A 13,001-nucleotide genomic window follows, 5' to 3' on the forward strand; every position below is an offset into this window, starting at 1 on the left:
AAACGTCATTCGGCTTATGCCCAGCGCAGTCACGGGGCCTCCGCCAGCGCTTCGGCGGGCGTCGCCCGCACCATGCGCTTGAGCTCGGGAATGCACGAGCCGCAGTTGGTGCCGCACTTCAGCGCCCCCTGCAGCTTCGCCAGCCGCTCGTCGGCGTTGCCGGTGCAGCGGGCCAGTTCGGTCTGGATCGCCACATCCGCCACGTTGAAGCAGGTGCACACCGTCTTGCCGCGCGACTGCACTGCCACCGGCGCCTTCGAGCCCGGCGACAGCAGCAGGCGGCCGTAGCTCTGGGCGGGTAGTTCCTCGCGCAGCAGGGTGGCGATCCACGCCTCGGCGCTGGTGTCGCCGCCCAGCAGGAAGGCTTCGAGGCCTGCGCTGCCGTCGGCACGGCGCACCAGCCGGGCCGTCCGGCGCTGGCCGCGGCGGCGGTCGGCGTAGCGCAGCGCGTCGGCGGCCTGCAGGCCGAGCAGCGTCTCGATCTTCTCGACCAGCGCGTCGTCGGGTGCGTCGTGCGCGGCGGCACGAAAGAGGATGCCGGTGCGCTCGGTGCCCTGCGTGTTGCCGGAAAACGGCACGCAGGTCGCAAACGGAAACAGCGCCATCATCGGCTGCAGCGCGCGGTGCGCGGCCAGCGCCTCGGCGGCGGGAAGCCAGGCCATGGCCAGCAGCGACCACGGCAGCTCGGCCTTGAGGACTTTCACCGGCGTGTGCTTCAGCTCCGGCTGCTTCGACGTGGGGCAGAAGGCCGGCGTGGTCAGCGCGTTGATGCCCGCCAGCCGCGTGCCGTTCGACGAGCAGCCGCTCAGGTACTCCTCGCCCCAGTGCATGGCGACGAAGGCCTGGCTCAGCCCCACCTCGGCGCTGGCGCGCGCGGGCAGCATGATCGAGCCCCGCTTAGAGGTCAGGTGCACCAGGTCGCCTTCGCCGATCTGGCGGCGTGCCATGTCCTGTGCGTTCATCTGCACCACGGGCTCGGGCACGTGGCCGAACAGGCGCCCGGCCGTGCCGGTGCGGCTCATGCCGTGCCACTGGTCGCGCAGGCGGCCGGTGTTCAGCGAGAAGGGGTAGCGGGCCTCGCGCGCCTCGGCCACCGGCTTGTAGGCGGTGTCGACGAAGCGGGCGCGGCCGTCGGGCGTGGGGAAAACGCCGTCCTCGTACAGGCGCACGCGGCCGGTGCTTTCGCCTTCCTTCAGCGGCCATTGCTGCGGGCCTGCGGTCTCCAGCATCGCGTAGCTCATGCCGGTGATGTCGAGGTCTCGGCCGCGCGTGGATTCGCGGTGCTCGTTCCAGACCGATTCGGCCGTCTCGTAGGGAAACAGCGTGAAAGTGCGGCCCAGCTGCCGCTCGAGCCGGTGAGCGAAGGCCACCGCGATCGACCAGTCGTTGCGCGCATCGCCCGGCGCCGGCACGGCCGGGCGCACGCGCGAGATGCGGCGCTCGCTGTTGGTCACGGTGCCTTCCTTCTCGCCCCAGGTGGTTGCGGGCAGCAGCAGGTCGGCGAAGGCGCAGGTGGCGGTGGTGGAGAAAGCCTCCTGCACCACCACGAACTCGGCGCGCTCCAGCGCACGCCGCACCGTGGCCTGGTCGGGCATCGACTGCGCCGGGTTGGTGCAGGCGATCCACAGCGCACGGATCTCGCCGTCGGCCGCGGCCTGGAACATCTCAACCGCCGTCTTGCCCGGTTTCTCAGGCACCGTGGGCACGCCCCACAGCGCGGCCACTTCGGCGCGGTGATCGGGGTTGGCCAGGTCGCGGTGCGCGCTCAGCAGGTTGGCGAGGCCGCCCACCTCGCGCCCGCCCATCGCATTGGGCTGGCCGGTCAGCGAGAAGGGTCCGGCGCCGGGCTTGCCGATCTGCGCGGTCGCCAGGTGCAGGTTGATGAGCGCGGCGTTCTTCGCCGTGCCGCTGGATGACTGGTTCAGGCCCTGGCAGTACAGGCTCAGCGTGGCTGGCGAGGTGGCGAAGAGCCGCGCTGCCTCGAGCAGGTCTTCCTTCGGGATGCCGCAGACCTGCGCCACCTTCTCCGGCGTGCACTCGCGCACCGTGGCCTTCAGCGCGTCGAAGCCATTGGTGTGCGACGCGATGTACTTCGCGTCGATCCAGCCTTCCCACAGCATCAGGTGCAGCATGCCGTTGAACAGCATCACGTCGGTGCCGGGCTGGATGGGCAGGAACAGGTCGGCGATCTCCACCGTGTCGGTGCGGCGCGGATCCGCCACCACGATCTTCAGCGCCGGGTTCGCGGCCTTCGCGTCCTCGATGCGGCGGAAGAGAATCGGGTGCGCCCAGGCCGTGTTGCTGCCAACGATGAAGAGGCACTGCGCGTCCTTCAGGTCGTCGTAGCAGGCCGGCGGCGCATCGGCGCCCAGCGTCTGCTTGTAGCCGGCCACGGCGCTGCTCATGCACAGGCGCGAGTTGGTGTCGATGTTGTTGGTGCCGATCAGGCCCTTGGCGAGCTTGTTGAAGACGTAGTAGTCCTCGGTCAGCAGCTGGCCCGACACGTAGAAGCCGACCGAGTCCGGGCCGTGGTCGCGGATCACCTGCGCGAACTTGCCGGCGGCGTTGTCCAGCGCGGTGTCCCAGGCGACGGCCGCGGGCGCTTCGCCGCGCGCGAGGCGCTGCATGGGCTGCAGCAGGCGCGTCTGCCGCGTGACCGTGGCGCTGGCCGTGAGATGCAGCGTCGAGCCCTTGGTGCAAAGCCGCCCGAAGTTCGCCGGGTGCTCCGGGTCGCCGCGCACGCCGGTGATCTCGTCGCCGGTCGACTCGATGATCACCCCGCAGCCGACGCCGCAGTACGGGCAGGTGGACCGGGTCTCCCGCGTCATGGGTTATTCCAGCGGAAGAACGGACAGCACGGCGAAAGGCTTCGGGCCGGCGACCGGGCGCTCCAGGTCGATGGCATGCGTCGCCAGTTCGGCGGCGTCGAGGTGCACCACGCCGTCTTCCACCTTCACGGCGAACTTCGGCGTGCAGCCTTCGTCGGGCGCCTTGGCGCAGCCGTCGTCCAGCCCGATGGCCCAGTTGTGCAGCGGGCAGGCCACGCTGGTGCCGAACACGATGCCCTGGCTCAGCGGGCCGCCCTTGTGCGGGCAGCGGTCGAGCAGCGCGAATACCTCGTTCTCGGCGTTGCGGAACACGGCGACGTCCAGGCCGGCGGGCCGCGCCACGCGGCGCGCGCCGAGCACGGGGATGTCGTCGATGCGGCAGATGACTTTCCAATCGCTCATGGTGGGGCTCTCTCGTCTAAGTCTTGATTTCCGAATACAGGCCGGTGACGCGATCCATGATCGCCAGCAGGTTCTCGCTGCTCACGAACACGTCGGACATCAGCGCGGGCGATGCCCCGGCGCCTTCGAGGCGCTGCAGGCCCCGATTGAAGAAGAGCCATTGCGCGTCGGCCAGCACCAGTTCCTGCCTGATCTGTGCCGTGGCCTCGGGTGCGTTGCGCAGCACTTCGAGCGCGCTCACGAATTCGGTGCGCGACTTGCCGATCTCGGCCGTGCTGGCCGCCGGGTCGATCTGCATGGCGGTGGCCAGGTAGAACTTGGCCATGCGCTGCGACAGCATGCGCTGTCGGCCCGCGATGTTGACCAGCTTGCCCACCGGCTTGCCCGAAGCGGCCTCGTACTGCCCGGTGCCCTGGTTGGCCAGCGCGAGCACGGCGGCGTCGAGCTTCACGACCCGGGCCGCTTCTTCCTTGCTCGGCGCGGCGTCGGTGAGTTCGTTCCTGAACGCGCCCCAGGCCGTCTCGAGCGACTCGTAGGTGGCGCGGATGGCCGGGCTGGGCGCGAAGGCCTTGAGCTCGCCCAGCTGGCGCTCGAACAGCGCGATCGACCTGTCGAGCACCTGCTGCGCGTTGCGCGACTCCACCTTCTGCACCAGCGCAAGGTAGGCCTTGCTGGCGCGCTGCGACAGCATGCGCTGGCGGCCGGCCTTGTTGATCGCGTCGTTGAGGTCGGCGACCTGGGCGTGGACGCCCGTGGCCGCGCCCAGGCCCGCGCCCATGGCGGCCGCCGCTGAAGCGATGAAGACTCTGCGTTTCAACCCGTCTTCTCCGCTCAGACCGTCAGCGGCGTGAACTGCCGCACGTCGACCGAGGCCTGCGCCGACTCGAACCACGGATCGGGCTCGCCGTCGAGCGCGAACTGCAGGCGCTCCCACAGCGCCTTGCGGCCCTCGACGTCGTCCAGGATCTTCTTCTTCACGTAGTCCAGGCCCACGCGGCCGATGTAGTGCACCGTGCGCTCCAGGTACCAGCCTTCCTCGCGGTAGAGCTGCAGGAATGCGCCCGAATACTCCATCACCTCGGCGGCCGTCTTCACCTTCACCAGGAACTGCGCCACCTCGGTCTTGATGCCGCCGTTGCCGCCCACGTAGAGCTCCCAGCCGGAGTCGACGCCGATCACGCCCACGTCCTTGATGCCCGCCTCGGCGCAGTTGCGCGGGCAGCCCGAGACGGCCAGCTTGACCTTGTGCGGCGAGTACATGGCCCACAGCGCGCGCTCCAGGTCCTTGCCCATCTGCGTGGAGTCCTGCGTGCCGAAGCGGCACCACTCGCTGCCCACGCAGGTCTTCACCGTGCGCAGCGACTTGGCGTAGGCGAAGCCGCTGGGCATGCCGATGTCCTTCCAGACGTTCTCCAGGTCTTCCTTCTTCACGCCCAGCAGGTCGATGCGCTGGCCGCCAGTGACCTTGACGGTCGGGATCTTGTACTTGTCGGCCGCGTCCGCGATGCGGCGCAGCTCGTCGGGCGTGGTGTGGCCGCCCCACATGCGCGGAATGACGGAGTAGGTGCCGTCCTTCTGGATGTTGGCGTGGCTGCGCTCGTTGATGAAGCGGCTCTGCGGATCGTCCTTCGCCTCCTTGGGCCAGGTGCTGATCAGGTAGTAGTTGATGGCCGGGCGGCAGGTGGAGCAGCCGTTGGGCGTGCGCCAGCCGAGGTTGCGGTACACCTCGTCGTGCGTCAGGTAGTGCTCCTTGCGGATGGCGTCGCGCACGTCCTGGTGGCTCGCGTCGGTGCAGCCGCACACGGCCTTCTTCTTCGGCGTGGCGGAGTAGTCGCCGCCGGCGGTGAACATCAGGATCTGCTCGACCAGCCCGGTGCACGAGCCGCAGCTCGCGCTGGCCTTGGTGTGCTTCTTCACCTCGTCGAGCGTGAACAGGCCCTTTTCCTTGATGGCCTTGCAGATCGTGCCCTTGTTCACGCCGTTGCAGCCGCAGACCTCGGCGTCGTCGGGCATGCTCGCGGCCTTGTTGTGGCCCTCGTGGCCGGTGTCGCCGATGTTCGACTCGCCGAACATCAGCTTGTCGCGGATGTCGTGCACGCTGCGGCCGTCGCGCAGCAGCTTGAAGTACCAGCTGCCGTCGACCGTGTCTCCGTAGAGGCAGGCGCCCACCAGCTTGTCGTCCTTGATGACCAGCTTCTTGTAGACCCCGCCGAAGGGGTCGCTCATGACGATCTCTTCGGTGCCTTCGCCGCCCATGAATTCGCCGGCCGAGAACAGGTCGATGCCCGTCACCTTCAGCTTGGTGGAAGTGAGCGAACCCAGGTAGCGGCCGATGCCGAACTGCGCCAGGTGGTTGGCCGCCACCTTGGCCTGCTCGAACAGCGGTGCCACCAGGCCGTAGGCGATGCCGCGGTGCGCCGCGCATTCGCCCACCGAGTAGATGCGCGCGTCGGTCACGGTCTGCATGGTGTCGGTGACGACGATGCCGCGGTTGCAGTGCAGCCGCATCTTCTCGGCCAGCTCCACGTTGGGGCGGATGCCGACGGCCATCACGACCAGGTCGGCCGCGGTTTCGGTGCCGTCCTTGAAGCGGGTGGCCTTCACGCGGCCGTCTTCCCCGCCGACCAGGTCCTGCGTCTGCGCGCCCATCAGGAACTTCAGGCCGCGGTCTTCCAGCGACTTCTGCAGCAGCTTGCCCGCCACGTCGTCGAGCTGGCGCTCCATCAGCCAGGGCATGACGTGCACCACCGTCACGTTCATGCCGCGCAGCATCAGGCCGTTGGCGGCTTCCAGGCCCAGCAGGCCGCCGCCGATGACCACCGCGTTCTTGTGCGTGCGCGCGGTCTCGATCATGTAGTCGGTGTCGGCGATGTCGCGGTAGGCGATCACGCCCTTCAGGTCCTTGCCGGGCACCGGCAGCATGAAGGGGTTGGAGCCGGTGCACATCAGCAGGCGGTCGTAGGCGGCCTCGGTGCCATCCTCGGCGCGCACGATGCGCTTGACGCGGTCGACCTCCACCACCTTCTTGCCGGCGTGCAGCGTGATGTTGTTCTCGGAGTACCACTCCCAGCTGTTGAGCACGATCTCGTCGATGGTCTGCTCGCCCGCGAGCACCGGCGACAGCAGGATGCGGTTGTAGTTGGGGTGCGGCTCCGCGCCGAAGACGGTGATGTCGTACAGGTCGGGCGCGATCTTCAGCAGCTCCTCGAGCGTGCGCACGCCGGCCATGCCGTTGCCGACCATCACGAGTTTCATTTTCTTCATGGGGCTTCGCCTTTCCTGGAAATCAAGCAAACGTCATCAAGCAGACAGGTGCCCCTGGCGCGCGTGGAGAATCGCGCCATGAGCTTTGAAGTGGACATCGGCTACAGCAGCCGGCGCGGACCGCGCGAGGTGAACGAGGACTTCGCCGGCGCGGTGCATGCGCCGCCGGGCGACGAGGCGCGCGGGCTCATCGCCGCGATTGCCGACGGCGTGTCCAGCGGCGGCCACGGCCGCGAAGCGGCGCAGACCACGGTGATGGGCCTTCTGGCCGACTACTTCGCCACGCCCGCCACCTGGGAGCCGACCGCCGCGCTCGACCGGCTGGTCGCCGCGCAGAACGGCTGGCTGGCCGATCACAACCGCCGCCGCCAGAGCAGGGAGGAGGGCGGCACCGCGCTCACCACGCTCACCGCACTGGTGCTGCACGGCCAGAGCTACACGCTCGCCCACGTGGGCGACACCCGCGCCTGGCGCGTGCGCGCCGGCGGCGAGGCGGCCGTGCCGCTCACGCAGGACCACGCCTTCGACCATCCCGACATGCGCAGCCGGCTCACGCGTGCCATCGGCCTCGACGACCAGGTGCGCGTCGACTACGTGCAGGGCGACGTTCGCGTGGGCGACTGCTTCGTGCTCACTTCCGACGGCGTGCACGGCGTGCTCAGGCCGCAGCAGGTGGCTGCGCTGGCCCTGCAGGGCGACGCCGAGGCGGCCAGCGATGCGCTGGTGAATGCGGCGCTCGACGCCGGCACGCGCGACAACGCGACCGCGCTGGTCATCCGCGTGGTGGGGCTCGACGCCCGGCAGCTCGACGACGAACTCGGCGACGGCCGCCGGCTCGCACCGCCGCCCGCGCTGAAGGTGGGCGACGTGCTCGACGGCTACGCCGTCACCGCGCTGGTGGCCGACACCGGCGTGCACCTGCTGTACCAGGCGCGCCATCCGGTCACGCGCGAGCTGGTCGCGCTGAAGACGCTGCATCCCTCGCGCGCCGGCGATCCGCAGGAGCGCGCGATGCTGGCGCACGAGGCGTGGCTGGGACTGCGCGTCGATGGCAACGGCTTCGTCCGTGTGCACGAGCGCGCCGAGAACGCGAGCGCGCTGTATGTCGTGTTCGACTGGCATGGCGGGCGCACGCTGGAGCAACTGCGCAAGGCCAACCCGCGCGGTGCGGTGGCCGAGGTGGTGGCCGCCGGCATCGAGCTCAGCCGCGCGCTCGGCCGGCTGCACCGGCAGGGCGTGATCCACCGCGACATCAAGCCCGGCAACCTGCACCTGGGCGACGACGGCCGCTGGCGCATCCTCGACCTGGGCGTGGCGCTGTCCGGCCGGGAAGGCGCGGCCCAGCGAGAGCTGCATGCCGGTACGCCCAGCTACATCAATCCCGAGCAGTGGGAGGAGGGCGGTGTCGCCGACGCGGGAAGCGACCTGTTCGCCCTCGGCGTGACGCTGTACCAGTGGCTCACCGGCCACCTGCCCTACGGCGAGATCGAGCCCTACCAGGTGGCGCGCTACCGGCGCGACCCGGTCGCGCTCTCGCGCCTGCGGCCCGACGTGCCGATCTGGCTCGACCATCTGGTGCGCAAGGCCGTGGCCCGCGATCCGCGCGAGCGCTTCGAAACCGCCGAGGAGCTTCTGCTCGCGCTCGAGCGCGGTGCATCCCGCCCCGTGAGCGCGCCCGCCGCCACGCCGCTGATCCGCCGCGATCCGCTCGCGCTCTACCAGCTGGCGCTCGGCGTGTCCGTGCTGTTCAACGTGCTGCTCATCGTGTGGCTGCTCTTCCTGCCACGCTGAGCGGATGCGGGCGGGGCGAGTCATGAGCGTGCTGCCTTGCGAACGTGGTTGGCGGCCGCAGGGGCGGGCGCCGGCGTGACGCGCGCGCGGCCACCCTTCTCGGCCCAGGTGCGGGTCCAGCGGATCTGCATCACGCGCATCACGCCCAGCATCACGAGCGAGAGCGCCGCGAAGAAGATGAAGCCCCAGAGGTAGCTGCCGAGGTACTGCTTCGACAGGCCCATGGCGTTGGGCACGAGGCCACCGCCCAGGGCGCCGATCTCGCCGATCATCGAGCCTGCCACCGCGGTGCTCGCGGGCCAGCGCAGCGGCACCAGCTGGAACAACGCGCCGTTGCCCGCGCCCAGTGCCGCGAAGCAGACGATCAGCACCAGCGTGGTGACGGTCAGCGAGGCCGAGGAGAAACCCACCAGCACGAGACTCGCGGTCACCAGCAGCAGGACCACGGTGAGCGTGTTCACGCCGCCCCAGCGGTCGGAGATCCAGCCGCCCACGATGCGCACCGCCGCGCCCATGAAGGCCGCGAGCATGGTCAGCTGGCCGGCCTGCACCTTGCTCACGCCGAACTGGTCGTAGTAGTACGAGGGCAGGAAGGTGGTGAGGCCGATGAAGCCGCCGAAGGTCACGCCGTAGATCAGGCTGAACACCCAGCCGTCTTTTTCGAACAGGCAGGCGATGTGCTCGCGGAAGCTCGAATGGGCGTTCACGTCCGGCGGCTCCTTGGCGAAGAGCACCATCACGACCATCGGAATGAGGATGGCGACGGCGGCCACGCCGTACACCGCCTGCCAGCCCAGCCAGTTGGCCAGCGGCGGCGCCACCAGCACCGACACGGCCGTGCCCACGTTGCCCGCGCCCACGAGGCCCATGGCCAGGCCCTTGTGCTGCGGCGGGAACCAGCCCGAGCCCAGCGACAGCGCCACGCCGAAGCTCGCGCCCGCGATGCCCAGCAGCACGCCCATGGCGAGCAGGTCGTTGAAGCTCTTCACGAAGAAGAAGCCGAAGAGCATCGCCACCGCGATCAGCGCCATCTCGACCAGCGTGGCCTTCTTGCGCCCGATGTACTGCGAGAGGATGCCCAGCGGAAAGCGCATGAGCGCGCCCGCGATGATCGGCACCGACAGCATCAGCCCCTTCTGCGCGGGCGAGAGGCTGAAGGTCTCGCCGATGAAGGGCGCCATGGCGCCGTTCAGCACCCAGATGCAGCAGGAGAACGAGAAGTACAGGAAGGCCGCGAACAGTGTCGGACTGTGGCCTGACTGCAAGAAATTCCTGAAACCTGACATGGCGTTCAAAGATGCAAAAAGCCGCGGCGCGGCCCTGGAGAGGCCGTGTCGACGGACGGGGTTGGGAGCGGGGTGCCGGCAGCGGACGCTGTCGACGTGGAGGTGCGCGCGGCATGTGCGTTGCCGGGCCGGATGCAGGAGCCTGCAGCCTCTTCACCAAAGCGGTGCTTCGTTACACCGCGCCCTGTTTCATGCAAGAGGCGTGCCTGCGAGTTCGCGTTGGCGTGGCCTATGCTCGCGGTGCGTTCCCACACCGCTTTCCCACAAAGATGTCGCTTCTCGTTGTCCTGCCCGATCAACCTGCCGGCTTGGTGCTGCCCGAGGCGCTTGCGCAGGCGCTTTCGGGTGCCGGGCTCGATGTGCTGGGCCTTGCGGACTGCGCCGGCTTTGCCCGGCAGGTCGAGGCGCTGGCTCCCGGGCAGGCGCTGATCTGGTTGCCGCTGGTTACGCCTGAGCTGCTCGATGCCTTGCGCACGTGGTCCGGCCAGCCGCCGTGCGCGCTGAGCCTTGCCAGCGCGGCCTTGAGCGGCGCCGGGCATGAAGAACTGGTCGGACTCGGCGTGCACGCCTGGATGCAAATCGAAGCCATCGACGCGGATTCGGTCGCCGCATTGACCGCGCGCGCCCAGGCCCGATGGCAGCGCGAGGCCGCCCTGCGCACCGAACTGGAGAACCTGCGCACCCGCATGGACGAACGCAAGATCGTCGAACGCGCCAAGGGCCTGCTGATGTCCGCGCGCGGCATCGGCGAGGACGAGGCCTTCGGCCTGCTGCGCGGCGCGGCGATGCACGCCAACCTGCGGCTCGGCGAGGTGTCGCGCTCGGTCATCGAGGCGGCGCAGTGGGCGGACGCGATCAACCGCGCCGGGCAGCTGCGCATGCTCTCGCAGCGGCTGGTGCGCCTGGCGGCACAGCTGCTGGGCGGCATCGACGCGCAGCGGGCGCGGGTGCTGCGCACGCAGTCGTCCGAGCGGGTGCAGCAGAACCTGGATCATCTCGCGGCCCTCGGGCTCGGCGCAGCCAGTGTCGAGGCTCTCGCGCAGGCGCAGGCCGCGTGGAGCGGATTGGCGGATGCCCTCACGGCGAAGCCGACAGCGGCAGGGCTGGCCGACATCGACCGTCGCGCCGAAGTGCTGCTGGCTGCGGCCGAGGCCCTGACCGAGGCGCTCGAAACCTCGGGCGCGCGGCGTGCGCTGCGCATCGTCAACATCTGCGGGCGGCAACGCATGCGCGCGCAGCGGCTTGCGAAAGACGCATTGCTGGCTGCCGCGCTGAAGGAAGAAGCCGCCAGCGCGCGGCTGGTGCCGACCATGGCCGAGTTCGAAGCGGCCTTGCTCGAGCTGGAGCGCGCCCCGCTGAGCACCGCCGAGATCCGCGCCGCGCTGGCGAGCGCACGCGACGAGTGGCTGAGGCTGGTCGGCGGCGTGCAGGCACTCGACAGCGCCGACGGACGCGCCACGCTGGTGCGTTCCAGCGAGGCGCTGCTCGACACCTTCGAACGCCTCACGGCGTCGTACGAGCACAGCCTGCAAGTGATCATGTCCTGAACCTGGCACACCCCAGGCTTCGCGCACTTCGTGTCGCTACGCCAACCCCCTTGCAGGGGGCAACACCTGCGGCCCGGCAAAGCCGGTTCCGCGGTGTTCGCCGGAAGGCGGTCATGGCTCGATGCGCCTGGACGCCGCGTCGATCTGTCAGGCCGCGACCTTCTCCACGTGCGCCTGGCGCGTGTAGAGGAAGTCGATCACCGCCTTGCGCGCATGCACGTAGACCGGGTCTTCCGCCAGCTCGACGCGGTTGCGCGGGCGCGGGATGTCCACCGCGAGCACTTCGCCGATGGTGGCGGCCGGGCCGTTGGTGAGCATCACGATGCGATCGCTCAGCAGCACGGCCTCGTCCACGTCGTGCGTGACCATGACGACGGTGCTGTGCGTCTTCTGCACGATGGCGAGCAGCTCGTCCTGCAGCTTGGCGCGGGTGAGGGCGTCGAGCGCGCCGAAGGGCTCGTCCATCAGCAGCACCTTGGGTTCCATCGAAAGCGCGCGTGCGATGCCCACGCGCTGCTTCATGCCGCCGGAGATTTCGCCGGGGCGCTTCTGCGCGGCGGGCGTGAGGCCCACCAGCGCCAGTGCCGCGTCGGTGCGTGCACGAAGCTGGGCCTTGCTCTCGCTGGCCGCGAACACGCGCTCGACCGCGAGGTACACGTTCTCGAAGCAGGTGAGCCAGGGCAGCAGCGAGTGGTTCTGGAACACCACCGCGCGCTCGGGGCCGGGGCCCTTGATCTCCTTGTTGGCGCACAGCAGCGAACCCTGCGTGGGCGTGGTGAGCCCGGCGATCAGGTTCAGCAGCGTCGACTTGCCGCAGCCCGAGTGCCCGATGAGCGTGATGAACTCGCCCTTGGCCACGTTCAGGTTCACGTCGCGCAGCGCGACGAAGCGCCCCTTCGGAGTCTTGAACGCCTGCTCGACGCCGTGGATCTCGATGTACTTCGAATCGTCGGTCATGACTTCACCTCTTCGAACGTGAATGCGGTAGCCAGCTTGATGAGCGCGAACTCCAGCACCAGCCCCACGATGCCGATCACGAAGATCGCGATGATGATGTTGGCGACGTTGAGGTTGTTCCACTCGTCCCACACCCAGAAGCCGATACCGACGCCGCCGGTGAGCATCTCGGCCGCCACGATCACCAGCCAGGCGGTGCCCACGGCCAGCCGCACGCCGGTCAGCATGTAGGGCAGCACGGCGGGGAAGAGGATCTTGGTGAGGATCTTCCATTCGCTGAGGTTCAGCACCTTGGCCACGTTCATGTAGTCGGTGGGCACGCGCTGCACGCCCACGGCGGTGTTGATGACCATCGGCCAGATCGAGCAGATGAAGATGGTCCAGATGGCCGCCGGGTTGGCGCCCTTGAACACCAGCAGGCCGATGGGCAGCCAGGCCAGCGGCGACACCGGGCGCAGCAGGCTGATCAGCGGGTTGAACATGCGCGAGAGGAACTCGAAGCGCCCGATGGCGAAGCCGGCCGGAATGCCGACCAGCGCCGCCAGGCCGAAGCCCATCGCCACGCGCTGCAGCGAGGAGAGCACGTTCCAGCCCACGCCCTGGTCGTTGGGGCCCTTGCTGTAGAACGGGTCGCTGAACACCGTCACCGCCTGCTGCCAGGTGGCCGCTGGCGTGGGGAAGCCGGTGGTGCTCTTCACGGCCACCACCTCCCAGATCAAGAGCAGCAGGCCGAAGCCCGCGAGCGGCGGCAGCACGCGCATCCAGAAGGCGCGCAGGTCGAGCGGCGCGCGGGTGCGAGGCTCGGGTGCGGGGGCCGGCACCGGCTGCGGAGCCGCCGCCTTGGAGGCGGCCGGCTTGGGCGGGGCGGAGGGCGCCGACTGGGCGGCGGCCACATCGAGCGGCGAGTGGAAGACTGCGCTGACCAT

At 69.4% G+C, this 13,001-nt stretch carries 9 protein-coding genes; 2 read left to right on the forward strand and 7 right to left on the reverse strand.

The features are described from left to right. Positions 1-29 precede the first annotated feature (29 nt). The 4 genes from ABL840_RS13470 to nirB are packed head-to-tail and all read right to left on the reverse strand — an operon-like array spanning position 30 to position 6,494. The gene (locus ABL840_RS13470; protein WP_093300660.1) at positions 30-2,828 is read right to left on the reverse strand and encodes a nitrate reductase; all 2,799 of its coding nucleotides are present in this window, start codon (positions 2,826-2,828) and stop codon (positions 30-32) included. A gap of 3 nt (positions 2,829-2,831) precedes the next feature. After that, entirely contained in the window at positions 2,832-3,230 is a 399-nt protein-coding gene (nirD, locus tag ABL840_RS13475) for a nitrite reductase small subunit NirD (RefSeq protein WP_093204762.1), read from the reverse strand. 16 nt (positions 3,231-3,246) lie between these two features. Beyond that, complete coding sequence (locus ABL840_RS13480; RefSeq protein WP_093300659.1) at positions 3,247-4,047, reverse strand: type IV pili methyl-accepting chemotaxis transducer N-terminal domain-containing protein; 801 nt, start codon at positions 4,045-4,047, stop codon at positions 3,247-3,249. Between the two features lie 14 nt (positions 4,048-4,061). Next, the gene (gene nirB, locus ABL840_RS13485) at positions 4,062-6,494 is read right to left on the reverse strand and encodes a nitrite reductase large subunit NirB (RefSeq protein ID WP_093300657.1); all 2,433 of its coding nucleotides are present in this window, start codon (positions 6,492-6,494) and stop codon (positions 4,062-4,064) included. A gap of 78 nt (positions 6,495-6,572) precedes the next feature. On the opposite strand from nirB, the gene ABL840_RS13490 reads away from it, so the two are divergent. After that, entirely contained in the window at positions 6,573-8,285 is a 1,713-nt protein-coding gene (locus ABL840_RS13490; RefSeq protein WP_093301182.1) for a bifunctional protein-serine/threonine kinase/phosphatase, read from the forward strand. A gap of 20 nt (positions 8,286-8,305) precedes the next feature. On the opposite strand, the gene ABL840_RS13495 is transcribed toward ABL840_RS13490, so the two are convergent. Next, positions 8,306-9,571, reverse strand: a complete 1,266-nt coding sequence (locus ABL840_RS13495) for an MFS transporter (RefSeq protein ID WP_093204770.1) — start codon at positions 9,569-9,571, stop codon at positions 8,306-8,308. A gap of 269 nt (positions 9,572-9,840) precedes the next feature. Between ABL840_RS13495 and ABL840_RS13500 the strand changes: the two genes are divergently transcribed. After that, positions 9,841-11,118 carry an ANTAR domain-containing protein gene (locus ABL840_RS13500; protein ID WP_418116263.1) on the forward strand — a complete coding sequence of 426 codons (1,278 nt, stop codon included), beginning with the start codon at positions 9,841-9,843 and terminating at the stop codon, positions 11,116-11,118. A gap of 147 nt (positions 11,119-11,265) precedes the next feature. Here ABL840_RS13500 and ABL840_RS13505 read toward each other — a convergent pair whose 3' ends face one another. Both ABL840_RS13505 and ntrB read right to left on the reverse strand, forming a co-directional pair. Next, positions 11,266-12,075 carry an ABC transporter ATP-binding protein gene (locus ABL840_RS13505; protein WP_093300654.1) on the reverse strand — a complete coding sequence of 270 codons (810 nt, stop codon included), beginning with the start codon at positions 12,073-12,075 and terminating at the stop codon, positions 11,266-11,268. Continuing rightward, positions 12,072-13,001: a nitrate ABC transporter permease gene (gene ntrB, locus ABL840_RS13510; RefSeq protein WP_093301181.1), complete on the reverse strand. Its 930-nt coding sequence runs from the start codon at positions 12,999-13,001 to the stop codon at positions 12,072-12,074. Before ntrB ends, ABL840_RS13505 begins: the two co-directional genes overlap by 4 nt.

It is taken from the genome of Variovorax sp. NFACC27, assembly GCF_048301545.1.
In the GTDB taxonomy this organism is placed as follows: Bacteria; Pseudomonadota; Gammaproteobacteria; order Burkholderiales; family Burkholderiaceae_C; genus Variovorax; species Variovorax gossypii.

Excerpts from the sequence above, each read along its gene's own strand:
- ntrB (WP_093301181.1), bottom strand. The coding sequence starts at position 13,001 with ATGGTCAGCGCAGTCTTCCACTCGCCGCTCGATGTGGCCGCCGCCCAG.
- ABL840_RS13470 (WP_093300660.1), bottom strand. The coding sequence starts at position 2,828 with ATGACGCGGGAGACCCGGTCCACCTGCCCGTACTGCGGCGTCGGCTGC.
- nirB (WP_093300657.1), bottom strand. The coding sequence starts at position 6,494 with ATGAAGAAAATGAAACTCGTGATGGTCGGCAACGGCATGGCCGGCGTG.
- nirD (WP_093204762.1), bottom strand. The coding sequence starts at position 3,230 with ATGAGCGATTGGAAAGTCATCTGCCGCATCGACGACATCCCCGTGCTC.
- ABL840_RS13490 (WP_093301182.1), top strand. The coding sequence starts at position 6,573 with ATGAGCTTTGAAGTGGACATCGGCTACAGCAGCCGGCGCGGACCGCGC.
- ABL840_RS13505 (WP_093300654.1), bottom strand. The coding sequence starts at position 12,075 with ATGACCGACGATTCGAAGTACATCGAGATCCACGGCGTCGAGCAGGCG.
- ABL840_RS13495 (WP_093204770.1), bottom strand. The coding sequence starts at position 9,571 with ATGTCAGGTTTCAGGAATTTCTTGCAGTCAGGCCACAGTCCGACACTG.
- ABL840_RS13500 (WP_418116263.1), top strand. The coding sequence starts at position 9,841 with ATGTCGCTTCTCGTTGTCCTGCCCGATCAACCTGCCGGCTTGGTGCTG.